The 23,443-nt window shown below is 60.5% G+C and carries 16 protein-coding genes, 1 tRNA gene and 2 pseudogenes; 13 read left to right on the top strand and 6 right to left on the bottom strand.

The window, feature by feature from the left end; translation table 11 throughout:
- The first annotated feature begins 16 nt into the window (after positions 1–16).
- The 4 genes from BW686_RS18190 to BW686_RS18175 are packed head-to-tail and all read left to right on the top strand — an operon-like array spanning position 17 to position 3,996.
- Positions 17–1,945 (top strand): phytase, encoded by a 1,929-nt coding sequence (locus tag BW686_RS18190; RefSeq protein WP_084918919.1) that lies wholly within the window; start codon positions 17–19, stop codon positions 1,943–1,945.
- 54 nt (positions 1,946–1,999) lie between these two features.
- Entirely contained in the window at positions 2,000–2,710 is a 711-nt protein-coding gene (gene tolQ, locus BW686_RS18185) for a protein TolQ (protein WP_084918918.1), read from the top strand.
- Positions 2,711–2,719: 9 nt separating this feature from the next.
- A complete protein-coding gene (tolR, locus tag BW686_RS18180) occupies positions 2,720–3,166 on the top strand; it encodes a protein TolR (protein WP_084918917.1) in 447 nt (148 codons plus the stop codon).
- On the top strand, positions 3,163–3,996 hold the full coding sequence (locus tag BW686_RS18175) for an energy transducer TonB (RefSeq protein ID WP_084918916.1): 834 nt from the start codon (positions 3,163–3,165) through the stop codon (positions 3,994–3,996). The genes tolR and BW686_RS18175 overlap by 4 nt, the downstream gene beginning before the upstream one ends.
- Positions 3,997–4,037: 41 nt before the next feature.
- Here BW686_RS18175 and BW686_RS27555 read toward each other — a convergent pair.
- A pseudogene (locus BW686_RS27555) lies at positions 4,038–4,628 on the bottom strand (methyl-accepting chemotaxis protein); the annotation flags it as partial.
- Between the two features lie 270 nt (positions 4,629–4,898).
- A pseudogene (locus tag BW686_RS27550) lies at positions 4,899–5,768 on the bottom strand (cache domain-containing protein); the annotation flags it as partial.
- Between the two features lie 630 nt (positions 5,769–6,398).
- On the opposite strand from BW686_RS27550, the gene BW686_RS18165 reads away from it, so the two are divergent.
- Positions 6,399–6,474: transfer RNA gene (locus BW686_RS18165), tRNA-Asn, on the top strand.
- 396 nt (positions 6,475–6,870) lie between these two features.
- Here BW686_RS18165 and mapR read toward each other — a convergent pair.
- On the bottom strand, positions 6,871–8,280 hold the full coding sequence (mapR, locus tag BW686_RS18160; protein WP_084919035.1) for a GntR family transcriptional regulator MpaR: 1,410 nt from the start codon (positions 8,278–8,280) through the stop codon (positions 6,871–6,873).
- Positions 8,281–8,703: 423 nt separating this feature from the next.
- Between mapR and BW686_RS18155 the strand changes: the two genes are divergently transcribed.
- Positions 8,704–10,191: a SulP family inorganic anion transporter gene (locus BW686_RS18155; RefSeq protein WP_084918914.1), complete on the top strand. Its 1,488-nt coding sequence runs from the start codon at positions 8,704–8,706 to the stop codon at positions 10,189–10,191.
- 16 nt (positions 10,192–10,207) lie between these two features.
- Here the strand turns inward: BW686_RS18155 and BW686_RS18150 are convergent, their stop codons facing one another.
- Both BW686_RS18150 and BW686_RS18145 read right to left on the bottom strand, forming a co-directional pair.
- Positions 10,208–11,383: a sensor histidine kinase gene (locus BW686_RS18150; protein WP_084918913.1), complete on the bottom strand. Its 1,176-nt coding sequence runs from the start codon at positions 11,381–11,383 to the stop codon at positions 10,208–10,210.
- Between the two features lie 5 nt (positions 11,384–11,388).
- A complete protein-coding gene (locus tag BW686_RS18145) occupies positions 11,389–12,078 on the bottom strand; it encodes a response regulator (protein WP_084918912.1) in 690 nt (229 codons plus the stop codon).
- Between the two features lie 98 nt (positions 12,079–12,176).
- Between BW686_RS18145 and BW686_RS18140 the strand changes: the two genes are divergently transcribed.
- From BW686_RS18140 to BW686_RS18115, 6 genes are all read left to right on the top strand, one after another.
- Positions 12,177–13,649 carry an efflux transporter outer membrane subunit gene (locus BW686_RS18140; RefSeq protein WP_084918911.1) on the top strand — a complete coding sequence of 491 codons (1,473 nt, stop codon included), beginning with the start codon at positions 12,177–12,179 and terminating at the stop codon, positions 13,647–13,649.
- A gap of 17 nt (positions 13,650–13,666) precedes the next feature.
- Positions 13,667–14,518, top strand: a complete 852-nt coding sequence (locus BW686_RS18135) for a MipA/OmpV family protein (protein WP_084918910.1) — start codon at positions 13,667–13,669, stop codon at positions 14,516–14,518.
- An 82-nt stretch (positions 14,519–14,600) separates the two neighbouring features.
- Complete coding sequence (locus BW686_RS18130; protein WP_084919034.1) at positions 14,601–15,668, top strand: efflux RND transporter periplasmic adaptor subunit; 1,068 nt, start codon at positions 14,601–14,603, stop codon at positions 15,666–15,668.
- Entirely contained in the window at positions 15,665–18,715 is a 3,051-nt protein-coding gene (locus BW686_RS18125) for an efflux RND transporter permease subunit (RefSeq protein ID WP_179149308.1), read from the top strand. The genes BW686_RS18130 and BW686_RS18125 overlap by 4 nt, the downstream gene beginning before the upstream one ends.
- Before the next feature lie 105 nt (positions 18,716–18,820).
- Complete coding sequence (locus tag BW686_RS18120) at positions 18,821–20,062, top strand: M20/M25/M40 family metallo-hydrolase (RefSeq protein WP_084918908.1); 1,242 nt, start codon at positions 18,821–18,823, stop codon at positions 20,060–20,062.
- 181 nt (positions 20,063–20,243) lie between these two features.
- Positions 20,244–20,669 (top strand): VOC family protein, encoded by a 426-nt coding sequence (locus BW686_RS18115; RefSeq protein ID WP_084918907.1) that lies wholly within the window; start codon positions 20,244–20,246, stop codon positions 20,667–20,669.
- Positions 20,670–20,695: 26 nt separating this feature from the next.
- Here BW686_RS18115 and BW686_RS18110 read toward each other — a convergent pair whose 3' ends face one another.
- The gene (locus BW686_RS18110) at positions 20,696–21,571 is read right to left on the bottom strand and encodes a LysR family transcriptional regulator (protein ID WP_084918906.1); all 876 of its coding nucleotides are present in this window, start codon (positions 21,569–21,571) and stop codon (positions 20,696–20,698) included.
- Between the two features lie 269 nt (positions 21,572–21,840).
- On the opposite strand from BW686_RS18110, the gene BW686_RS18105 reads away from it, so the two are divergent.
- Positions 21,841–23,247 carry a TolC family outer membrane protein gene (locus tag BW686_RS18105; RefSeq protein WP_143514200.1) on the top strand — a complete coding sequence of 469 codons (1,407 nt, stop codon included), beginning with the start codon at positions 21,841–21,843 and terminating at the stop codon, positions 23,245–23,247.
- Positions 23,248–23,443 lie beyond the last annotated feature (196 nt).

The raw sequence follows: 23,443 nt of genomic DNA, 5'->3' as shown, positions 1-23,443 counted from the left end.
AAGGATTCAACCGTTCATGATGATTTCGTTATCGCCCAAACCGGCTCGTCTGTTGCTGTGGCTGAGCCTCATCGCCGGGGTTGTCCAGGCTTCACCGCCCACCGACCTGAACCTGACGCGCTGGGCCGAGAACATGCCGTTCAAGGCACAATCTGCGGCCTTCATGCCTGGCAGCGATGGAACGCGACGCCTGGCCGCCAGCGTCAAGGCCGGGCTGTTGATGCTGGACGATCAGGGCCGCGAACTGGCGAACCTGCCGGGGTCTTTTCAAGGGCTCGACAGTCGCCTGACAGGTGCCAGTGTGCTGGTGGCGACACTGGACAACGACCGCCAGCAGGCGATGCTGACACTGCTCGACCCGGTGAACGCGCAGTGGTCGAAGCCCGTGTATCTGCCCGCTCGCGATTACTCGGTGGCCGGTCTGTGCCTGTACCGCGACGACGCCAGCAACCTGTTCGTGTTTCTGGTCGGCGAGGAGGGCAAGGGCGAGCAATGGCTGGTCGGTGCGGGCGACAGGCTCAATAAAGCACCGCGTCTGGTTCGCCATCTGCCGCTGCCGCCCAACGCCGAGTTCTGTCAGGTGGACGACGCTGCGCACCGTTTGTTCGTCAACGAAAAAAATATCGGTTGGTGGGCTTACCCGGCGCACCCCGAAGCCGATGTCGCTCGCCAGCCGGTGGCCTTGCGCGAACCGTTCGGCGAGCTGAAACAGGCGGCAGGTGCGATGGCCGTTGTTCCGGGCGGGCTGCTGGCGCTGGACCCGAAAGGCAAGTCTTTGCACCTTTATCAGCAACAAGGGCCTGCGCAGGGCTGGACGCCGGTCGCTGACCTGTCCCTGATGAACCTGAAAAAGCCCGAAGGCCTGTCTGCACGTGAAGACAAGGCTGGCTTGCAGCTGCTGGTCAACGACAACGACGGCGAGCGGCTGTATCAGGGCGAGTTGAGCTGGACGCCCACACCGGTGGCCATCGCTGCGCCGCTGCCGAGTGTCCTGCCGGTCAGCCAGAGCCAGCCGGTGGGTCGCCAGGGTGACGCGGCCGATGATCCGGCGATCTGGGTCAACCCGCAGAATCCTGCGCACAGCCGGGTGCTGGGCACCAACAAGAAACAGGGCCTGCTGGCTTACGACCTGAGTGGCAAGCAATTGCAGGAACTGCCGGTCGGGCGCCTGAACAACGTCGATGTGCGGCCCGGTTTCATGCTGGGCAAGAAAAAGGTCGATCTGGCGGTGGCCAGCAATCGCGATCACAACAGCCTGAGCCTGTTCAGCATCGACCGCACCAGTGGCGTGGTCCGCGAAGCCGGCGAAATTCCCACGCCATTGGCGGACATCTACGGTGTGTGCCTGTTCAAGCCGGCCAGCGGCGAACTGTATGCCTTCGCCAACGGCAAGGATGGCAACTTTCTGCAGTACCGGCTCAGTGCGCCGGACGGCAAGGCCCGCGGCGAGCTGGTGCGCCGCTTCAAGGTCGATACCCAACCCGAAGGCTGCGTTGCCGACGACCAGCGTCAGCGCCTGTTCCTTGGCGAAGAGGACGTGGGCGTGTGGGAAGTCGATGCGCGTGCCGATCAGCCAGCGACGCTGTCCAGCGTGATCAAAGTCGGCGAGGCCGTGCATGCCGATGTCGAGGGGCTGGCGCTCTATCAGAGCGACAAGCACGACTATCTGGTGATCTCCAGCCAGGGCAATGACAGCTACGTGGTGGTCGACGCCGAGCCGCCGTATGCCTTGCGCGGCGCCTTTCGGGTCGGTCTGAACGCAGAGGCCGGGATTGACGGCACGTCGGAGACCGACGGCATCGACGTGACGTCCTTGAACCTGGGCGGGCCCTGGAGCACCGGCATACTGGTGGTTCAGGACGGGCGCAAGCGCATGCCGGAGCAGGCGCAAAACTTCAAGTTTGTGCCGTGGAGCGAGGTGGTGAAAACCCTGTCGCTGCCGTAAGTCGTTTGTCATCAAGCGGTGCTAATCATTCGTTCAACACAGAGGAATACCCCGATGCACGCCACCCTCGAACACATGACCCTGTGGGGCCTGATCAGCGACGCCAGCCTGCTGGTCAAGGCCGTGATGCTGCTTCTGCTGCTCGCGTCGCTGGTCAGCTGGTTTCTGATCGTCCAGCGCAGCCTTGCCCTGCGCCATTACGAGCGCGCGATGGATGCCTTTCAGCAGCGCTTTCGCAGCGAAGGCGAACTGGCAGCGCTGCACGCGCAGGTGAGCGCAGCCCGCAACGAGGCAGGCGGAGTCGGGCAGGTGTTCCAGGCCGGCTATGCCGAGTATGTGCAGCTCAAACAGCGTCCGGGCATCGAGCCTGATGTCGTGCTGTCGGGCGTCGAGCGCTCGTTGCAGGTCGCCATCAGCGAGCAGGAGCTGCAACTGGAAAAGGGCTTGCAGTTTCTCGCCACGGTCGGCTCGGTCAGCCCCTACATCGGCCTGTTCGGCACTGTCTGGGGGATCATGAACTCTTTCATCGGCTTGTCGCAGGTGCAGCAGGCCACGTTGTCAACGGTTGCGCCGGGCATTGCCGAAGCCTTGATTGCCACCGCCATCGGCCTGTTTGCCGCCATACCAGCGGTCATCGCCTACAACCGCTTTGCCGCACGTGGCCAGACCCTGACCGCGCGTTACTACACCTTCGGCAACGAACTGCAGGTGCGCCTGAACCGCACGCTGCAAGGCCTGCCACGCAACCTGGCCGCTGCGGCCTGAGGACTCGCCATGTTGGTCAAACCGCAACGCAAACACGGTCCGAAAGCCGAAATGAACGTCGTGCCCTATATCGACGTGATGCTGGTGCTGCTGGTGATTTTCATGGTCACCGCGCCGATGCTCACTCAGGGCGTGAAGATCGAGTTGCCGAAAGTCGCCAGCGAAGCCCTCGCCAGCGATACCCGGCAACGCATCGTTACGTTGTCAGTCAAGGCGCAGGGCGGTTATTCCTGGAACCTGGGCGACACGGTCGACACGCAGTCGCAAACCGATCAGGCCGCCAGCCTGGAAGACATGCAGGGGCGCATTGCGCAACTGGTGGCCGAGCGAAAAGACACTCAAGTGTTCATTCGGGCCGATGACAAAGCCGATTATGGTCGGGTGGTCGCTGCCATGGCCGCGCTGCAACGCAGCGGTGTCACGCAACTGGGGTTGGTGACCGAGGCGCCGCAATGAGCAGCATGACCCTCGACTGTGCCCGGCCTGACCGCGAAGGGGTGAGCTGGCCCTGGCTGCGCAGCAACGGCCTGGCGGCTGCTGTCGCGCTGGCGCTGCATGGCGTGCTGCTGGGCGGGTTACTGATGCCGGGTTGGAGTGTGCGGGAGAAACTGCCTGAACCCGTCAGAACCCTGACCACTCAGTTGCTGATCCTGCCGCCCGCGCCCGCACCGCAGCCAGCAGCATTGGCGGCGGTAACCGAACCCGTTCAAGCGCCAGTCCCCGCGCCAGCACCTGTGGCCAAACCGCTTGAAACACCGCGCCCGCAGGCCGATCCCCAGCGCAAGGTGGAGCAGGCGGCTCTGGCGCGCAAGCGTGTGGATGACCAAAAGCGCGAGCGTGATCTGGAACAGCGCCAGAATGCCCAAAGAACACGGGACGCCGAGCAGCAAAAGCGGCAAGAACAGCAGCGTCAACAGGCTCAGCTTGAGCTGCAACGTCAGGCCGCCGAGCAGGCTCGCCAATCGCAGACGCAGCAACAGACACCACCGCAAACCCGGCAACAAGCCGCCGCGGACAGCAGCCAATACCAGCCGCTGAGCAAAGAAGCCCCGGACTACCCGGAGCGGGCACTGGACAAAGGCATCGAGGGCGATTGCACGGTGGTCTACGACGTGTCGCCGCAAGGCAATGTGGTCAACCCGCAAGTACAAGGCACCTGCCATCCCCTGTTTATCCGCCCGTCACTGGCCGCAGCAGAAACGTTTCGTTATCAGCCAAGGATTATCGAGGGCAGGGCCGTGACGGTGTCCGGGGTGAAGAACACGTTTCATTACCGGATCAAGTAGCAAGCGGACCTGACGCAAGGCGCGTCAGGCCCGCACACGCCTCAACTGACTTTGAAGCGTCGTACCAGCGCAATCAGACGGGTATTGGACTCGGACAGTGCCGCCGTGCTTCGCTCGTTGCTGGAGCCACCTTCGACCAGTTCCTCGACGATGTGGCGCACGGCGATGATGTTGCGGCTGATTTCCTCTGACACCGCGCTTTGCTCTTCGGCCGCCGTGGCGATTTGCGTGCTCAGGTCGTTGATCTGCAGAACCGAGCGGGTCATGTCGTCCAGCCCGGTGGTCACGGCGGTGGTCTTGCCCGCTGTGGCCTGGCAGCTTTGACGGGTTTTTTCCATTGCCGCAACGGCAGCGCTGACGCCCTGCTGCAGGCTGCTGAGCATTTCGTTGATTTCTGACGTACTGGCTTGGGTTCGGGCGGCGAGGGCGCGGACCTCATCGGCGACCACCGCAAAACCGCGACCCTGTTCACCGGCACGCGCCGCTTCGATGGCCGCATTGAGCGCCAGCAGGTTGGTCTGCCCGGCGATTTCGCCGATCACCGCCAGCACCGCGTTGATGCGCTTGGCGTCCTGCTCCATTGATTGCACTTTGACGGTCGCCGAGTCGACTTCGCTGATCAGTGCATTCACGCTGTCCGACGCCTGCGCAACCACGGTTTTCGATACCTGCGCGTTTTCGTTGGCCGACTGAGTGAAGCTTGCGGTCTGCGCTGCGCTGCGGGCCACTTCGTCAGCGGTGGAGGACATCTCGGTGATCGCCGTGACGGCCTGATCAGTCTCGTTGGCGTGACGGATCAGAATCGCATTGGTCACGCCTGCCTGACTGCGCAATTGTTCGATACCGCTGGCAATCTCACTGGTGGAACTGCTGACGTCGAGCATCATGCGTTGCAAATAGGCAATGAAGCTGTTGACCGACTCGCCCACCTGATCGACTTCATCATGCCCTTTGACGGCAATGCGCCGAGTCAGGTCGGCATCGCCAGCCGACAGCGTGTCGATATTGACTTTGAGTACGCTCAGGCGATTCATCAGCGTGCGCAGCGCGACGATCATCAGTATCAGCAGGACCAGAACCATCGGGATCTGCAGCCAGGCCAGGGTCTTGAGGACCGTCTCGCTCTGGCTTTTCAGCAAATCGGTATTTTGCGCGACCGCCAATAGCCAGGGCGTGCCTGCGATCGGCATCATAAACAGGGTCGACTCCTCGCCATCGCTGTTCTGGTAAGTCAGGCGCGAAGTGCCTGCACCTTTAGCGGCCAGCGCCGACTTGATGCCATTGATGAACGGCGACTGCGCGGCCAGTTCGGAGACATTGCGCAACACGATCTTGTCGCTGCTGCCTGGCACGTTGGACAGAATCTTGCCATCTGCTTCGATGATCATGATCCGGCCGTGGACTTCCTGCTCTTTGGCTTCAACCAGCTTGTTGAAGAAGCCCAGCGTCACGTCGATGGTCGACACGCCCCACGGCTGGCCGTCCTTGACGATGGCCATGGCGCAGTTGGTGCGCGGTTCCGGGCTGGCGGCGTCCTGATAGGCCGGCGCCCAGGCGCATTGACCGGCAGGGGCGTTCAAACCGCCTTTGTGCCAGCCCTGTTCGAAATAATTGAGCGACTCAGGCGAGTTCCAGTGGGTGTTGACGATCAACTTGCCCGACGCATCGCGGTGGTAAAAGGTGCTGTGCTTGGCGCGACCGGGCGTGCGCACGTTCGGCAAAGGCCAGATACCGCCACCGAATACCTTGGCCTCACCGTACTGGTTGACCATGAAGGGCAGCAGGCGATCAATATCGTCGCTGGAAAGCTGTGGCACCAGTTCGGTAATCACCCGCGCCTGCGCCTGTACGCGGGCCAGCTCGGTCTTGATCTCGTTACTGATGTCCGCTGCCTTGACGGTCAGCATGTTTTCATCGTTGGCGGTGAGCCTGGGGGAGACGAACTGACCGATGCCATAAACCGTCAGAACGATCACCAAGGCCATGAACCCCACGAAGGTGGCGGTGTAGCGAGCTTGAACTGTCTTGAGCGAGGCCATTTTTTTGTTATACCTGAGCCGTGGAAAGGGAGCTGTCTAGGTCTGATGTCGGCTGGCGAAAGTGTTTCTTGATGTGACATAAGTGCCAACTTCAGTACGAAGTGACAAAGCTCCCGTTATGCACGCTGACCGTCATCTACGGGGCTTTGGATGACTATCGTGTCGATGGCTCCGCGTCGGCAAGCAGTTCGTGACGCGCTGCTTCACATTGAGCCGACAGCGCATCGCATCAGCTCGATGCCGAACCGCTGGCAGGGGTGAAGTCCGAACCTTGAACACGCCTGATATCCCTCGAGCCTCAGCGCCGAAAATTTTTCAGGCCTTGCTTGACTTCCTTTTCCGAATCAGTAACATAGCGCTCATTCCGCGATAGCTCAGTTGGTAGAGCAAGTGACTGTTAATCACTGGGTCCCTGGTTCGAGTCCAGGTCGTGGAGCCATATGCGGGTTCAGAGGCGGTTTTAAAAGCGTCTGAACCCTGAAAAAAACCCGCCTTTTGGCGGGTTTTTTCGTTTCAGTCATAACGCGGGCGCAGAGTGCCGTGGCGAGCGTTACTGCGATCCGGGCCTGTTTCTGCGGCTTATCAATACGGCGAAATAGTCCCTAGCAGGCCCACCCCAATCGCCAATAACAAAAAGCCTATCAATGAAAGTCCGAGCTTGCCCATGAGCGTCTCCCGCTGCAGTGTGAAATCGCAGGCCGCAGACGCCAGTCAATGGCGGTGGGCTGCGCATTTGAATACGCTGCTATTATCCGATGCGATCAATTTCTGGTACAGATTCAGAAAGAAATGAAAAATACGGATCAGTTGTCGGAAAGCCAGGTTTTTTCAGCGTTTAAAACGACGCGATAATCCGCCCGAGCATCGCCATCGCTTGTTCGCTGCGTTCATCCCACGGTGTGCCGTAATTCAGGCGTGCGCAGTTTTTGAACCGGTGCGAGGCCGAGAAAATCGGGCCGGGCGCGAGGCTGATGCCTTGTGCCAGCGCCAACTGGAACAGCTGCAACGAATCCACCTGCTCGGGGAATTCAAACCACAGAAAATAGCCGCCAACCGGTTTCGTCACGCGCGTTCCGGACGGAAAGTAACGGGCGGCAGCGGCCAGCATTGCGCCTTGCTGGAGTTCAAGGGTGTCGCGCAGTTTGCGCAGGTGCCGGTCGTAGCCGCCGTGCTTGAGGTAATCGGCAATGGCGGCCTGAGCGGGCACAGAAGGTGAAAGGGTGGTCATCAGTTTCAGACGGTCAATCTGCCCGGTATAACGTCCGCCAGCGACCCAGCCCACCCGGTAGCCGGGGGCGAGGGTTTTGGAGAATGAGCTGCAGTGCATGACCAGCCCGCTGCGATCCAGGCTCTTGATCGGGTGGGGCGCTTTGGCACCGTAGTAAAGCTCGGCGTATACATCGTCTTCAATCAACGGTATCTGCTGCCGCTCAAGCAGGTCATAGAGCCTGACTTTTTTCTCCTGATTCATGCTCGCGCCCAGCGGGTTCTGGAAGCTGCTCATGAACCAGCAGGCCTTGATCGGCAATCGCGCGAGGCTGTCCTGCAACGAGTCCAGGTCCACACCGTCACGCGGATGCACGGGAATCTCGACGGCTTTGAGCTTGAGCCGCTCGAGCACTTGCAGGCAGGCGTAAAACGCCGGAGCTTCGATGGCGACCAGATCGCCGGGTTCGGTGACGCATTGCAGGCACAGGTTCAGGGCTTCCATCGCGCCGTTGGTAATCACCAGCTCATCGGCAGACAGGCGCGAGCCGCTGATCATGTAACGCAGGGCGATCTGTCGGCGCAGTTCGGCATTTCCGGTGGTCATGTCACTGACGATGCCGGCGGGCGTCATTGCTCGTACGGCGGAGGCCATCGACTTCGCCAGACGGGGCAATGGATACAAATGCGGGCTGGGAAACGCCGAACCGAAAGGCACCGTTTCAGGGTCCTTGAGTGACCCCAGCACCGAAAAGATCAGGTCACTGACCCCCAGATCGGTGCCTTCGCTGGCATGCCGGACCAGTTCAGGTTCGGTCAGTGCATGGGTGGCATGTTCTCGCACGTAATAGCCGGAGCGTGCGCGGGCCTGAATCAGCCCCTTGTCTTCCAGCAGGTAATACGCCTTGAAGACAGTGGCCGGGCTGACCGACCAGGTACGACTCGCGACCCTGACAGAGGGGATTTTTTCACCGGCGGGCAGCACGCCGCTGCGAATCATTTCCGAGATGTCGGCGGCAAATTGTTCGTAGCGCTTCATGATCGGCGTCGGTTGAGTGATGCAGGCATCATGAGTGAAAGAAGCCTTGGCGAACAGAGGCAACATCTACGCAAAAAGCCGTATCAGATGATGTTTGCTGACCGGTACAGGCGCTGAACCATCCGTCAGCACAGGCGATCAGGCGGGCAAACCTGCTTGAACCCCTCAAACGGATGGGTCTATCATGCGGCCGTCCTTCCATCCCTGTAAGGAAGTATTCGTGCCCCGTTCCAACTGGCTGCCTACGCCGCCTTAGCGCTACGCCCCCTCGCCACACCCTGACTGCCACTGGTTGCGGTCGCCTGTTGCTGTGTCCGTTTTACGGTCGCTGCCACGCCCCTTATCAATCAATCGAAAACTGATGCTCTTGCTCGTCCGGCACTCGCTGCTGTGCGTCCTGCTGCGTCTGTCACAGGTATTTCTATGCTCGAAAAAATCAAAACTGCGTGGTTTTCCAATGTCCGGGCCGATGTTCTGGCCGGGCTGGTCGTTGCCCTGGCGCTGATTCCAGAGGCCATTGCGTTCTCGATCATTACCGGCGTGGACCCGAAAGTCGGGCTGTACGCGTCGTTCTGTATCTGCACGATCATCGCGTTGGTGGGTGGCCGTCCGGCCATGATCTCCGCTGCTACGGGGGCGATGGCTCTGTTGATGGTGAACCTGGTGAAAGAGCATGGTCTTCAGTATTTACTGGCGGCCTCGTTGCTGTGCGGTGTGTTGCAGATCATTGCCGGGTACCTGCGGCTGGGGCAGTTGATGCGCTTTGTGTCGCGATCAGTTGTCACCGGTTTTGTGAACGCCTTGGCGATCCTGATCTTCATGGCTCAGTTGCCGGAGCTGACGCATGTGACCTGGCCGGTTTATGCGATGACCGCCGCAGGCCTGGCAATCATCTATCTGTTCCCGCGCGTGCCGGCAGTGGGCAAGCTGCTGCCTTCGCCGCTGGTGTGCATTCTGGTGCTCACCGCGATCTCCATGTACATGGGGCTTCATGTCCGGACAGTGGGCGACATGGGCGCGATGCCTGACAGTCTGCCGACGTTTATGTGGCCGGACGTGCCGCTGAATCTCGACACGCTGCTGATCATCCTGCCGTATTCCGCCGCGCTGGCGGTGGTGGGCCTGCTTGAGTCCATGATGACCGCAACCATTGTTGATGACCTGACCGATACCCCCAGTGACCGTAATCGTGAGTGCAAAGGGCAGGGCATTGCCAACATCGTCAGTGGGTTGATTGGCGGGATGGCCGGCTGCGCGATGATCGGTCAGTCGATGATCAACGTGAAGTCCGGCGGCAAGACGCGCCTTTCAACGCTCAGTGCGGGTGTGCTGCTGTTGATCATGATGCTGTTTCTGGGTGACTGGCTGGCGCGCATTCCGATGGCTGCGCTGGTGGCGGTCATGATCATGGTATCCATCAGCACCTTCAGTTGGGCGTCGATCCGCCACCTCAAAGAGTACCCGCTCTCGACCAACATCGTGATGGTCGTCACCGTGGTGGTGGTCGTGGCGACCCACAACCTGGCGTATGGCGTGCTGGTCGGCTCTTTGCTGGCCGCGATGTTCTTTGCCAGCAAAATCGCCCACTACCTTGATGTGACGTCGCACCGTGATCCCTTCCACAGCCACCGCACTTACTACGTCACCGGCCAGGTGTTCTTCGCTTCCTCCGACCGCTTCATGGCGTCATTCGATCTGCGGGAAAACCTCGACACACTGGCCATCGACCTGCGCGAGGCGCATTTCTGGGACATCACGGCGGTGGCTGCGCTGGACAAGGTGGTGTTGAAGCTGAGAAAGGCCGGCGTCAGTGTGGACGTGGTCGGCATGAACCGCGCCACGGCGACACTGGTGGACCGGTTTGGCGTGCATGACAAACCGGACGGCATTGATTCATTGATGGGGCATTGATATCCGCATGGCCGGATCACTCCGGCATTTCAATCCGGATGATTGACCCGCCGCCGGGCCTGTCCTGCACCTCGATGCGCGCACCGTGTTCGACACATATGGCGCGGGCGATGGACAGTCCAAGGCCGCTGCCACCTGAATAGCGTGCCCGCGAACGTTCTGCACGCCAGAAACGGTCGAACACCTGCTCAAGGTTTTCCGAGCCGAAACCGGGGCCGCGGTCCGAGAAGGTCAGCTCGACATTCCGGGCGGTTGCTCTGGCCACTATCAGCAGCTCGCCGCCCAGCGCCGAATAGCGCAGCGCGTTATCCACGAGGATATTGACCACCTGGCCGATACGGTCCCGGTCTGCCGTAATGGCCAACCCTTGCGGTATGTCGATGGCCACGCGGATGTTTGCTTCGTCAAGTGGCGTGGCGAACCAGCTCAAGCGTTCGGCCACCAGTTTCTGCAGGGAGAACGCTGACTTGTCCAGCGTCAACTGGCCGGCACTGGCCAGTGACAGCAGGTGCAGGTCGCTGACCAGTTTGTTCAGTTGGTGAAGCTGCCGATGGACCATCTCCAATTGGGCGAGATCGCGCGGGAAGACTTCATCGATCATGCCCTGAACGCGGCCCATGGCGGCGTTCAGCGGGGTTCTCAGTTCATGAGCGATCATCGCGCTGGACTCGCTGACCTCCAGTTCGTAACGGCCCAGTTGCGTGGTCATGGTGTTGAAGTCGCTGACCAACGCCTGAAGTTCGTCCGGCCCGTTGGCATCCATCGGCAGTCGGGTCTTGAAGTCGCCCTGAGCCACGCGTCGCGCGCCTCTGGCAATCGAAGAGAACTGACTGGAAAGCGGGCGTGAGAACAGAAACCCGAAAAAGATGACGATGGGAATGGCCGCCATCACCAGCCCCGCCAAGACCCACCACTCTTTGTTGGCTATGCCCGGCAGGAGGTATTCGACGGGGTAGTACTGAACGAACAGTTCGCGAAGTCTGGCAATGTTGGCTTCGGGCTCGGTCTGTAACCGCAGGAGTTCACTGCGCACCTCGACCGGCATGGCCTGCACCGTCATCCAGTCAGACACGGTCACGTGCAGCCACATGCAAAACGCGATGACGATGACGGCACCGACCGCCAGCATGCTCATGCGCATGCCGACCCAATGCCACAACGGTTGCTGCCTGTGCCGGGAAAAAGGTCGCATGGGATTTACCTGAACCGATAGCCGACCGAACGCACTGTCACCAGCACGTTATCCACGCCATGAATTTCGAGTTTGCGTCGCAGGTTATGCACGTGTGCATCGACCACTCTGGCCAGCGCCTCGCTGTCGGGCAGACAGATCTCAAGCAGTTCTTCGCGGGTGAAAGCCTTGGACGGGGTTTTCAGCAGGGTGGAGAGAATCTTGAATTCGGTGGGCGTGAGGTCGAGTACGGTGTCTGCGGTATCGGCGTTTTCGATCACGGCGGTCACCGATTCGAGGTCCACCAGCAATTGCTGATGACGCAGGTGACGGTCGTTATTGCCATTTTGCTGGGAGCGCCTGAGCACCGCATGCACCCGGGCGACCACTTCTTTAGGGTTGTAGGGTTTGACCACGTAATCGTCGGCGCCGTAGCGCAGGGCACCGAGCTTTTCCGGCTCGTCGCCCATGGCCGTCACCATGATCACTGGCGTATCGCTGCAGCGCCTGACCGCCGACAGCACGTCGGTGCCGCTGACCAGCGGCAGCATCACGTCCAGCAGCATCAGGTCGGGCTTCCATTGACGGTGCATGTCGATGCCGCGCTGGCCGTTTTCCGCCAGTCCTACGGTGAAGCCATCACGACGCAGATAGGCCTCCAGAATGCTGGCGCTGTCGGCATCGTCTTCGACGATAAGAATGCGTTTTCCTGACACGAGAGTGCCTCTTGATCAAATCTTGATAATTCGCGAACGGTTTATTGAAAGTCGGCGTTCAGGATGGCGTCCAGACCCCACTGTCGCGGACAGATCCTATGCCGATGAGTACACCGCTGTCCAAGCGTATCTGCAACCCCGGATGCCGTTGCCTGGCAGTGCTTCTGAGCCTGACTGTTTCTGCCTGTTCGCTGATTCCGGACTACCAGCGCCCGGCGCCGCCGGTCCCTGCGGACCTCTCCTCAAGTGTGGCGCCTGCTAGCCGGAAAGCCCTTGATGTCGTATTGAGCGCAGACGAAGAGGCGCTGGTGACCGAGCTGTCTCCCAACGGCGAGTTGCGGGCGTTGTTGACGTCGTCTCTGGCGTTCAATCGCGACTTTCGTATGGCGGCACTGCGCGTGGACGAGGCCAGAGCCATGCGCGGTATCAGCCGCGCCGACCGTTTTCCAACCATTGCCGCAGGCGTCGAGCGTGACCGTCAGCACTTCGACAATGCCGCTGCGGACGAGCGATATGGCCAGGACATCGCCATTGCCTCGCTGGGTATTTCCGACTTCGAGCTGGACTTCTTTGGCCGTGTGCGCAGCCTGTCCGAAGCGGCGCGGCATGATTATCTGGCCAGCGTTTATGGTCAGCAGGCCGCGCGAAGTGCGCTGGTCGCGGAAGTGGCGCGCGCCTGGCTGGCGGAGCGCCTGAGCGCTGCTTTGCAGCAGGATGCCCAGGCTGTTCGTGACGCCCGGCAGATGTGGGTGAACGCGGTCGAAGAGCAGCAGCGTCAAGGCGCTGTCTCTCTGGATGACCTGCTGGCGCAGCGCATGGAGGCGTTGAGTGCGCAGCAGCAGGCGCAGGATGCCGTCAGCGAACATGCGAACGCAGCGCAGGCGTTGCTGTTGCTGACGGGCTACTCGACAGCACTGCCGACCACACCAGCGGAGGCGCCTGCGCTGACCGGCGCGCTGCTGGACACGCCCGCCTGGCTGGCGAATCTGCCGTCACAGCGTCTGCTGGAGCGATTCGACATCCGCCAGCGCGAGGAAGCGCTCAAAGCCAGCAATGCCAATATCGGGGCTGCGCGCGCGGCGTTCTTTCCGTCCATAAAACTCAGCACCGGCGTCGGCCTCCAGAGCGACAGCCTGCGCACTCTGTTCAGCGGCGGCAGCGGTGCCTGGCTGTTCAGCCCGCAACTGAACCTGCCGCTGTTCGACGGCGGGCGCAATCAGTCCAATCTGGACCTTGCCCATGTGCGCCAGCAGATCGCTGTCGCCGAATACGAGAAGGCTGTCCAGAACGCTTTTCGCGAAATGTCCGGAGTGCTGAGCCGACGTCAGCAGGCGCTGGCCCATGCCCGGAACGAGATCGAACGCGTCGCGCTGATTCAGGAAAAAGTGCGGCGTCTGTCCTTTGAACTGAATGCCGGTGCCGCCGACCGTACGGCATTGCTGGCTTCCAGCATTCGCATCGCCGAAGCCGATGCGGCATGTCGCAAGTCCGTTGATGAATGGCAGCAGAACCGGATCGATCTGTTCCGGGCGCTTCACGGCGCAGAACCCACCACCCTCTCGAAATCCTGACTGACCGGAGTATCACCATGAACCATGACCTCTCCCATTCCCCTGCACGAACCGCTGTGCTCAAGCCGTTGCTCAACGTGTTGATCGCATCCGCGGCGATGACCTTGATGGGGCACGTCTATGCCCAGGAGGGCGACTCTGCCGGCACCTCGTCCATTCTAGGTGACAGGTTCAACGTCAATTTCGGTCTGGGCATGGCCGTGTTGCCTCGCTACATGGGCGCGGATGAATACCGCAGTCAGGTGCTGCCAATGCTCACGATCCAGCGCGGGATCTTCTTCGCTGACACCACGCGCGGTGTCGGGCTTCAGTTTCAATCAGCGTCCGGATTCGGTGCCAGCGCGGCGCTCAATTACGACTTCGGCCGTACCGAGAAAAACAGTACGAATCGCCCTGGCTCCAACGAACTCAGGGGCATGGGCACCGTCGAGGGCGCAACCGTTGGCGACTTCATGGTCTCTCAGCAGCTCACGCCCTGGTTGTCGGCCAGTGCCGAGGCCGAATTACGGGTCGCAGGTGAAAAGCGTGGCAACCGCTACCGCCTTGGTTTCGAGGGCATTGCCTACCACAGTCAGACCGATACGGTGACGCTCGACATTGATGCGCATGCCGGTGACAGCCGTTACAACCAGACGTACTTCGGGGTCAGCCCGTTTCAGAGCCAGCGCACCGGCTTTTCCAGATTCACCGCAGACAGCGGCATTTACGCCTACTCGGCGGCGCTCGCCTGGCAGCACACCTTCGACGCGCACTGGTCAACCGTTGCCAGCGTCGGGGTGACTCACTACACCGACCAGACCCGTGGCAGCCCGCTGATCGAGACCGATGCGGAAGGCAGCGGCCTGCTTGCCTTGAACTACGCCTTCTGACGAGTGGACGCCTGCCATGCGATTTCATCCTGACGCGTTTTCTGTTTCACGCCGATGTGTTGCACAGGCTTGCAGCCTTGCACTGATCGCCTTGCTGGTCGGTGGATGCAGCGATAAACATCCGGCCAGCGTTGCTGCCGTTCGTGCCGTCAAGGTTGAGGCGGTGCGTGCAGGCGAGGGGGCCACGGTGCGTTTTATCGGCACCGTTCGGCAGCAGGAGCGCGCCAGTCTGGCATTTGAATCGGCAGGCACTTTGGCCGAGCTGCGGGTCGATGTCGGCGATGCCGTGGAGAAAGGGCAGGTACTCGCCAGCCTTGATCGGCAGCCCGCCACATTGCGCGTGCAGCAGGCGCAGGCCAGCGCCCGCCTGGCCACCGCGCAAGCGGTCGAGCGTGAGCAAAACTATCAGCGCCAGCAGCGCCTGTTCGCGGCAGGCAGTGTGGCGCAAAGCGTGGTCGAGTCGGCGCTGTCTTCCCGCGAGCAGGCTCGGGGCGAGCAGGTTCGCGCACAAGCCGAACTGGAACTGGCGCGTCGTGAACTGAGTCACGCCCAATTGCTCGCACCTTTTGCCGGGCGAGTGGTGGCACGTCGCGCAGAACCGCGCAGCGTATTGCCTGCCGGGCAGGCGGTGCTGGACATCGAGTCTGGCGAGGGGCAACAGGTGGTGGCGGCTGTGCCGGTGGCACTTGCCGAGGCACTCAAACCCGGTGATCTCGCCCGCGCGTCAAGCGCGGCCGACAATACGTCCGGCTTCGATCTGGCGCTTGAGGGGATCTCCCCGCGAGCCGATGACGGTCTGGTCAGAACGGCAGTGTTTCGTGTGTTGCGTCCAGCCAGCCGACTGCCCAGCGGCATCACGCTGCTCGTGCAGATACACCCTGATTCAGGCCCGCAACCTCTGTCGATTTCTGTTCAGGCGCTGTGGATGGGGGCTGGCCACGACACCGCCGAGGTGTTTGTCTATCAGCCCGGTGGAACGGTGTCGATCCGCTCGGTTTCTCTGGGGGCGGTCAGGGAAGGGCGAGCGGTCATTGCCAGCGGGCTGACAGTCGGTGAGCGAGTGGTGACCGCCGGGGCCGCTTTTCTGCAGGACGGGCAGACCGTCAGTTTGTTTCAGCCTGAAACCCGTCTGGACGGAAGTGCGCCATGAACCTTACCCACCGAGCAATGGGCGCAAGTCGCCTGACCCTGTTTGCTGCCTGCCTGATTTTGCTGGCCGGTGTTGCCACTTTTCTGGGTTTCCCTTCTCAGGAAGAACCTTCGGTGACCGTCCGGGACGCGTTGGTCAGTGTCGCTCTGCCCGGGCTCTCCGCAGAACGCACCGAGGAGCTGCTTGCCAGGCCGCTCGAAGAGAAAATCCGCGAACTGGCGGAGATCAGGAACGTGGTCACCACGGTCAAGCCGGGCCGGGTGATCGTGCAGGTAACGGCGTACGACAGCGTCAAGGACCTCGGGCTCTTGTGGCAGAGACTGCGCGCCAAGGTGGGCGAAACGAGTGGTGTTTTTCCGCCGGGCACCCAAGGTCCCTTCGTGAATGACGATTTTGGTCGGGTTGCGGTGGCATCCGTTGCGGTCACCGCTCCGGGTTTCAGCATGAGCGAAATGCGCAGCCCGATAAAACGGCTGCGCAATCAGCTTTACGCGCTTAAAGGCGTCGATCAGGTCGAGCTGTACGGCTTGCAGGATGAGCGTATCTACCTGGATTTCAATCATCAGACGCTGGCCGCTGCCGGACTGTCGCCTCAACAGTTGTTACAGCAATTGCAGGCCAGAAATGTGATCGCGCCGGGAGGCAATCCGGTTATCGGTCAGCAAAGCACCACACTCTCGGTCAGTGGCGAAATCCTTTCGCTGGAGCAATTGCGCCAGTTTCCCGTGCAACTGGCCGACGGTCAGAAGGTTGCGTTGCACAGCCTTAGCCGCGTGTCAGTGGCCGCCGTCGATCCACCGGACACCGAAGCCGTCTACCAAGGTCAGGACGCCGTCGTACTGGCGGTTTCCATGCAGCCAGGCCTCAATGTTCAGACCTTCGGCAGCGCGTTGCGCAAACGACTCGGTGAACTCGAACAACAACTTCCGGCCGGTTTTACCCTGCACATCGTGACATTCCAGTCCGACGTGGTTCAGCACGAGATGGGCAAGATGTACCACGTCATGGCTGAAACGGTGGTGATCGTGATGTGCGTGGTCATGCTGTTCCTCGGCTGGCGTACCGGGCTGGTGGTCGGGGTGATTGTGCCGTTGACCATCCTCAGTACGCTGCTTGTCATGCGTGCGCTGGGCATCGAGCTGCAGACGGTGTCGATTGCCGCGATCATCCTGGCCCTGGGGTTGCTGGTGGACAACGGTATTGTCATCGCCGAGGACATCGAACGGCGATTGCATGCCGGAGAAGATCGACGACGCGCCTGTGAGGAGGCGGGGCGCACGCTGATGATCCCTTTGCTGACCTCGTCACTGGTCATCGTGCTGGCGTTTTCGCCATTCTTTCTGGGCCAGACCAGTACCAATGAGTACCTGCGTTCACTGGCGATCGTACTGGCGACCACGCTGATCAGTTCCTGGCTGCTCAGCGTGACGGTAACGCCCCTGTTGTGTTTCTACTTCGCCCGGTCTCCGACCGTTGCCGTGGCGCCTGCGGCCGATGAATATGCCTCCGGTTTTTACCGCGGCTATCGGAAGATTATCGAGGGGCTGCTGAATCATTACCTGATCTTTATCGCCAGCATGATGGGGTTGTTGGCAATCGCCGTCCTGGTGCTGACTCACGTGCCCTACGACTTTCTGCCGAAGTCGGACCGCATGCAGTTCCAGATTCCGCTGGTGCTGGAACCCGGCAGCAGTTCGCGCGCGACGTCACGGGCGGTGCGCGATATCAGTCAGTGGCTGAGCAACGACAAGGATGTCAAAGACAGCATCGGCTATGTGGCCGACGGCGGTCCACGAATCGTTCTGGGCCTCAACCCGCCGTTGTCTGCCCCTGACATTGCCTATTTCACGGTCAGCGTGCGCGAAAGTGCCGACGTCGATGCGGTGATTGAGCGAACCCGGCATTTTCTTCTGTCACAGCACCCCGAAATCGAAGCACAGCCCAAACGGTTCTCACTGGGAACCACCGAGGCGGGTGTCGCGATCTACCGGGTGATTGGCCCGGACGAAAAGGTCCTGCGAAATATTGCCCGCAGGATCGAGCAGGCGTTATCGGCGTTACCGGGGACGCTGGACGTACGCGATGACTGGCGTACCCGGCTGCTGCGGTATGACGTGGCGGTGGACCCGTACAAGGCATTGCAGGCCGGTGTTTCCACTCAGGACATTGCGCAGGCGTTGCAGCTGAGAAATGACGGGTTGACAGTGTCCTCGCTGCAGGATGGCGAAACGGCGGTGGCCATTGTGGCTCGAGAGCAGGGGACACCGGGCATGCCGGCCGACGATCTGGACGGCACGCTGATCTATCCGTCTTCAGGGGCTGCGCCGCTGATGTTGTCCGCCATTGCCACTGTCGAGCCCAAGGCCGAAGCGTCGACCATTCAGCGCCGCAATCTGGAGCGGGCCATCACCGTGGTCGGACACAATCCGTCGCTGACGGCGACGTCCATCGTAGAGCAACTGGCACCGCAAGTGGCTGCGCTCAACGTGCCAGCGGGTTATCGCATTGAATTGGGGGGCGAGATAGAAGACTCGGCTGAAGCCAACCAGGCGCTGCTGCAATACATGCCCCACGCGCTGGTGGCGATGCTGCTGTTGTTTATCTGGCAATTCAATTCGTTTCGCAAATTGCTGATTGTCATTTCCAGCGTGCCCTTTGTGCTGATCGGCGTGGCATTGGCGCTGGTACTCACCGGGTATCCGTTCGGTTTCATGGCCACGTTCGGGCTGCTGTCGCTGGCGGGGATCATTGTCAATAACGCGGTACTGCTGCTGGAGCGTATCGAGGTCGAGCGCGAAAACGGGCATTCGGTGCGTGAGTCCGTGGTCACGGCAGCGATCAAGCGACTGCGGCCAATCGTGATGACCAAACTGACCTGCATCATCGGTCTGATCCCGCTGATGCTGTTCGCCGGTCCGCTCTGGGAAGGCATGGCAATCACTATTATGGGCGGGCTGGCGTTGGGCACGCTGGTGACGCTGGGCCTGATTCCCATCCTTTACTGGCTGCTGTTCGAAAAGCTTGAGCGCGGACGTGACCGGACCTGAAGGGGGGTTGAGTGTGCGGTGTAGACGCATCGCACTCATGACGGCTGATAGCGCGGTAGGGTATGGTCCTGAAAAGCCCGCTCATTCAAGCAAGGATAGATAACCATGCGCTCATTTCTCCGCTCGCCACTGGCTGCCCGGTTGGCCTTGGCCCTGGCGTTGACTGCGTCGGCACCGATGGCGATGGCCGAGCCTCACAAAGCGATTCAGGCGGATGCCGAGCACTACCAGGACGACGCCTTGAAACTGCTGGAGCGGCTGGTGAATATCGATTCGGGTTCCGGCTACGTGCCGGGCCTGACCAAGGTCAGCGATATCGCTATCGAAGAGCTGAAAAAGCTCGGTGCAAGCATCGAACTCGTTCCGAACACGCCTGAAGCCAGTCATCATGTCATCGCCACCCTGAAGGGCACCGGCAAGGCGAAAATCCTGTTGATGGCGCACATGGACACCGTCTTCAAGGAAGGTACGGCGGCAGAGCGGCCGTTTCATATCAAGGACGGCCGCGCTTACGGCCCCGGCGTAATGGACGACAAGGGCGGCATCGTCGCCGCGATCTACGCGCTGAAGGTTTTGCACAACCTGAAGTTCACCGACTACGCGCAAATCACCGTACTGCTCGACGCCAGTGAAGAAACCGGCTCGGTGGTCGCGACCGAACTGATCAAGAAAACGGCCAAAGAACACGATGTCACGCTGAACCTGGAGCCAGGTCGCCCAGCGGACGGGCTGGTGGTATGGCGCAAAGGCTCTGCCACCGCGCTGGTCGAAGTCACCGGCAAGGCCTCGCACGCCGGCGTCGCGCCGGAGCTGGGTCGCAACGCGGCCACCGAAGTGGCGCATCAGATCCTGCAACTCGGCAAGCTGGGTGATGAAGAGAAGAAAACCACCATCAACTTCACGGTGCTCAAGGCGGGTGATCGCACCAATGTGATTCCGGATCAGGCCAGCGCCAAAGCCGACGTTCGCGCAGCGGTGCCGGAGGAGTTCGACCGGATCGAGCAAGACCTCGCCAAAGTATCTGCCAATAAGCTGGTGCCTGATACTCAGGTCAAGACCAGCCTGGTGCGCGGCCTGCCGCCGATGCCACAAACGGCGAAGTCCGATGCGCTGGTTGCGATGGCGCAGGGCATCTATGGCGAATTAGGCCGTACGCTGACCATCGAAGGCAGCGGCGGCGCGGCGGACTCAAGCCTGTCTGCCAGCGTGGGCACACCAACGCTGGACGGCTTCGGCATTGTCGGCGGCAATATCCACACGCCTGAAGAGTATGCCGAAGTGGGCAGCGTGGCACCGCGGATCTACCTGCTGTCGCGGATGATCATGAAGCTTTCCGGTCAACCTTGACGTGCCAGGCCTGAACGGCTGATGCCTGAGAAGCACAAATATTATTTGTGCTTCTCAATAAAACATGTTGATTTTATTTTTCACTCGCCGACTCTAGGATGGCGACAGATCAAGCGGGTGGTTGCAGCGCAACAGCGGCGCTTCGACGTCCGCCTCCCATAAAAATGCCCCCGGAGTTCTGATGAGCCTTTCTCCTTTCCATCTGGCCATTCCCGTCTATGACCTGGCCGCCGCCCGCACGTTCTACGGTGAAGTGTTTGGGCTCGCCGAAGGCCGTTCCAGTGCGCAATGGGTCGATTTCGATTTCTACGGCCATCAACTGGTCATCCACGAGCATCCCAAGACCCACTCCCAGGAAAGCGTTCACAGCAATCCGGTGGATGGGCATGACGTACCCGTCCCGCATTTCGGCATCATTCTGGAGTGGGCACAGTGGGAGGCGCTGGCCGAGCGGTTGAAGTCATTCGGCACTCAGTTCGTGATCGAACCTTACATTCGTTTCAAAGGGCAGGTTGGCGAGCAGGCCACCATGTTTTTGTTTGACCCGTGCGGCAATGCGCTTGAGTTCAAGGCATTCAAGGACATGAGCCAGCTGTTCGCCAAATGATTTTCACGTGCCCGCAGTGACCTCGGTCACTGCGCTTCCTGAACCTGTGCCGTCAGCAGCCGGGCGAGGATTTTCACCGGTTCCGCGAGGCTTCGGCGTGCCCGATGCACCAGGCCGATATCCCGATGAAACGTATGCGGCCCCAGGCCCACAGCCCGCACCCCGGCGGGCCATGCCTGAAGGGTGGCCGTTTCCGGCACCAGTGCAACGCCTACGCCGTTGGCGACCAGTTTGACGATCGCGTCCAGCTCATCCAGCTCGCACACCTCACGTAACGAAACGTGCGTCTGACGCAAAAAGCGATCGACTTGCCGCCCGCCGAACGATGACCGGTCGTAACGGATGAAGGGCTGATTCGAGATCAGCGCTGACCAGTCGTCTCCCTGCACATCGGCCGGGACGATGAGGCAATAGGGTTCGCGTGTCAGGGTGGTCCAGCGCAGGTCGCTGTGCAGCGAAAAGGGTGGACGAATGATCGCCGCCAGATCGATTTCGCCGGCGTCCACCTGATTGACCAGGTCCATTGACAGGCCAGGAACGACGCGCGTCCGGCACTGCGGGCATTGCTGATGAAACAGCGCCAGCGCGTCCGGCAGGAACGAGCGCTGCACCGATGCAATGGCCCCGAGCGTCACCAGCACATCGGGGGCGAAGCCGACGGCGGCACTGCCCAGGTTGCCGTAAAGCCGCACCAGTTCCTGACCTTGCAGCAGCACTTGCTGGCCCATCCGGTTCAACTGCGCCGAACGTCCCTTGCGGTCGAACAGTTCGACACCCAGTTCCGCTTCAAGGCGCTGCATCTGCGCGCTGACCGCCGCCTGGGTCAAACCGATGCGGTCACCGGCAGCGGCAAACGTGCCTTCCCGGGCAACGGCGATGAGGGTTTTCAGTTCTTTGATCATTGGCAAATATTAGTTGTGTTTGCCGTGCGGGCCTATCTGTTTTTTTGATGAGATAGGCCGGGATTGAAGGAGCAGGAGGAGAGGGAATAGGGCAGCGATTAGTTGTTAAATAAAGTTCAATAAACCGGATACACGGTCGATACAATTATTTGACGCCAACGTGATGGCGATCTAATATTTCTCACCTTTTTGATGTCGATATGCTACTGCAAGGATGCGCTGTGTACTTACCTGCTTTCAAAACGGTGCTGCTGCTCTCGTTCGCTGTTATCGCTGCGCCCTTGTCTGCAGCCTCTGCCCAGGTTGATACATCAAGTGCGCTGGACCGTGCTCGCCAGCGGCAGGATACGACAACGTCGCGCGCGGATCTTTTAAGCGTATATGAGGCTGCCTCTTACAATGATGCGCGACTGTCTGCTGCGCGCCATGCTTACAAAGCGGAGCGCGAGGCAGTCCCTCAGGCACGCGCCGGTCTTTTGCCGAACGTAACTGCCGGCGCCACAACGGAAGTCACCAACCTGAAGCGTGATGAGCCTGCTCTGAGCCGCGAGCGCAGCGGGACAACGGTTCGTGCAAATCTCAGTCAGCCGTTGTTTCGTATCGATCGCTGGTTTCAACTGAAGGCTGCGCAATCGAGTGTGAGCCAAGCGGAGCTTGAGCTTTCCGCCCAAGAGCAAACGCTGGTGCTGACGGCTGCTCAAGCCTATTTTGAAACGCTCAGGCAACTGGATGCTTATGCTGCCGCTCAAGCGGAAGAGGCTGCGTTGCTGCGCCAACGTGATCAGGCGCAGGGGCGCCTTGAAGACGGCGCCTCAAGTATTACCGACGTGTATGACGCCCAGGCTGCTTATGACAATGCGCGCGCCAATCGACAACAGTTTCAGCGCAAAGTGGATGACGCTTATGAAGCATTAGAGCGTCTGACCCGGCACACTTACACCTCGATTGCCGGCATGGGGCATCAACTACCGATCGAAGCGCCTGTGCCTAATGACGCTCGCGTCTGGGTGGATACCGCTATTCGGCAAAATCTGGAACTTCAGGCCAGCGAATACGCGGTCAGCGCGGCGACACACACGCTCAGTCAGCGAAAGTCCGGTCATGCCCCCACGATCGACGCAGTGGCGTCCTATCGAAAGGGGGACAATGACAGCTTTGGTTACAGCAACCCGACTGACTTTGGCAGTAATGGTTATCGCGACCGGGTTGCGCAAAGCAGCATCGGCATTGAACTCAATATCCCTCTTTACTCGGGCGGAATGACCCACTCCCAGATCAAGGAGTCCACCGAGCGTCTTTATCAAACTCAGGACGAACAGGAAGACCGCCGCCGCGAAGTAGTACTGAACACGCGTAATGCGTTTCGCGGTATCAACGCCGGCATAGAGCAGATCTCGGCCCGCCGTCAGAGCATTGTTTCCGGGCAGAAGTCGGTGGAAGCCAATCAGGTCGGCGTTGACGTGGGGTCGCGCAACATTGCAGACGTACTCAATGCGCAGCGCCAGCTGTATGCGGCCGTGCGCGATTATAACGATGCCCGTTATGACTATATTCTCGACACGCTCAAGCTGAAACAGGCTGCGGGCACCCTCGGTCCCGATGATTTGAACGCACTCGCGCATTACTTGAAACAGGACTACGACCCGGCCCGCGATTTTTTGCCGCCGGGCAGTTGAGGTTCTGACGTCGCTTATCGGAAGTTTCAGTGGCCTGGCGACGTTGGCTGTGCAGGCGTCAAACCTACAAAAGTGGGTCATTACACTTATTGACCATCTGATTAGATTTGCCCGTGCTTGAGGCATGTTGGCAGGGAGCGTTATGAATGATTCGGAACCAGGCGCTCAGACGCCTGACAATGCCCCGCGCCTCGAC

This window comes from Pseudomonas syringae, assembly GCF_002157375.1.
GTDB lineage: Bacteria > Pseudomonadota > Gammaproteobacteria > Pseudomonadales > Pseudomonadaceae > Aquipseudomonas > Aquipseudomonas syringae_T.
This window is presented reverse-complemented; position numbering and strand designations above follow the sequence as displayed.

What these genes read in the sequence shown, in the direction of transcription:
- BW686_RS18120 (WP_084918908.1), top strand. Translation starts at nt 18,821, where the DNA reads ATGCGCTCATTTCTCCGCTCGCCACTGGCTGCCCGGTTGGCCTTGGCC.
- BW686_RS18115 (WP_084918907.1), top strand. Translation starts at nt 20,244, where the DNA reads ATGAGCCTTTCTCCTTTCCATCTGGCCATTCCCGTCTATGACCTGGCC.
- BW686_RS18125 (WP_179149308.1), top strand. Translation starts at nt 15,665, where the DNA reads ATGAACCTTACCCACCGAGCAATGGGCGCAAGTCGCCTGACCCTGTTT.
- BW686_RS18135 (WP_084918910.1), top strand. Translation starts at nt 13,667, where the DNA reads ATGAACCATGACCTCTCCCATTCCCCTGCACGAACCGCTGTGCTCAAG.
- BW686_RS18155 (WP_084918914.1), top strand. Translation starts at nt 8,704, where the DNA reads ATGCTCGAAAAAATCAAAACTGCGTGGTTTTCCAATGTCCGGGCCGAT.
- tolR (WP_084918917.1), top strand. Translation starts at nt 2,720, where the DNA reads ATGTTGGTCAAACCGCAACGCAAACACGGTCCGAAAGCCGAAATGAAC.
- BW686_RS18110 (WP_084918906.1), bottom strand. Translation starts at nt 21,571, where the DNA reads ATGATCAAAGAACTGAAAACCCTCATCGCCGTTGCCCGGGAAGGCACG.
- BW686_RS18140 (WP_084918911.1), top strand. Translation starts at nt 12,177, where the DNA reads ATGCCGATGAGTACACCGCTGTCCAAGCGTATCTGCAACCCCGGATGC.
- BW686_RS18175 (WP_084918916.1), top strand. Translation starts at nt 3,163, where the DNA reads ATGAGCAGCATGACCCTCGACTGTGCCCGGCCTGACCGCGAAGGGGTG.
- mapR (WP_084919035.1), bottom strand. Translation starts at nt 8,280, where the DNA reads ATGAAGCGCTACGAACAATTTGCCGCCGACATCTCGGAAATGATTCGC.
- BW686_RS18190 (WP_084918919.1), top strand. Translation starts at nt 17, where the DNA reads ATGATGATTTCGTTATCGCCCAAACCGGCTCGTCTGTTGCTGTGGCTG.
- BW686_RS18150 (WP_084918913.1), bottom strand. Translation starts at nt 11,383, where the DNA reads ATGCGACCTTTTTCCCGGCACAGGCAGCAACCGTTGTGGCATTGGGTC.
- tolQ (WP_084918918.1), top strand. Translation starts at nt 2,000, where the DNA reads ATGCACGCCACCCTCGAACACATGACCCTGTGGGGCCTGATCAGCGAC.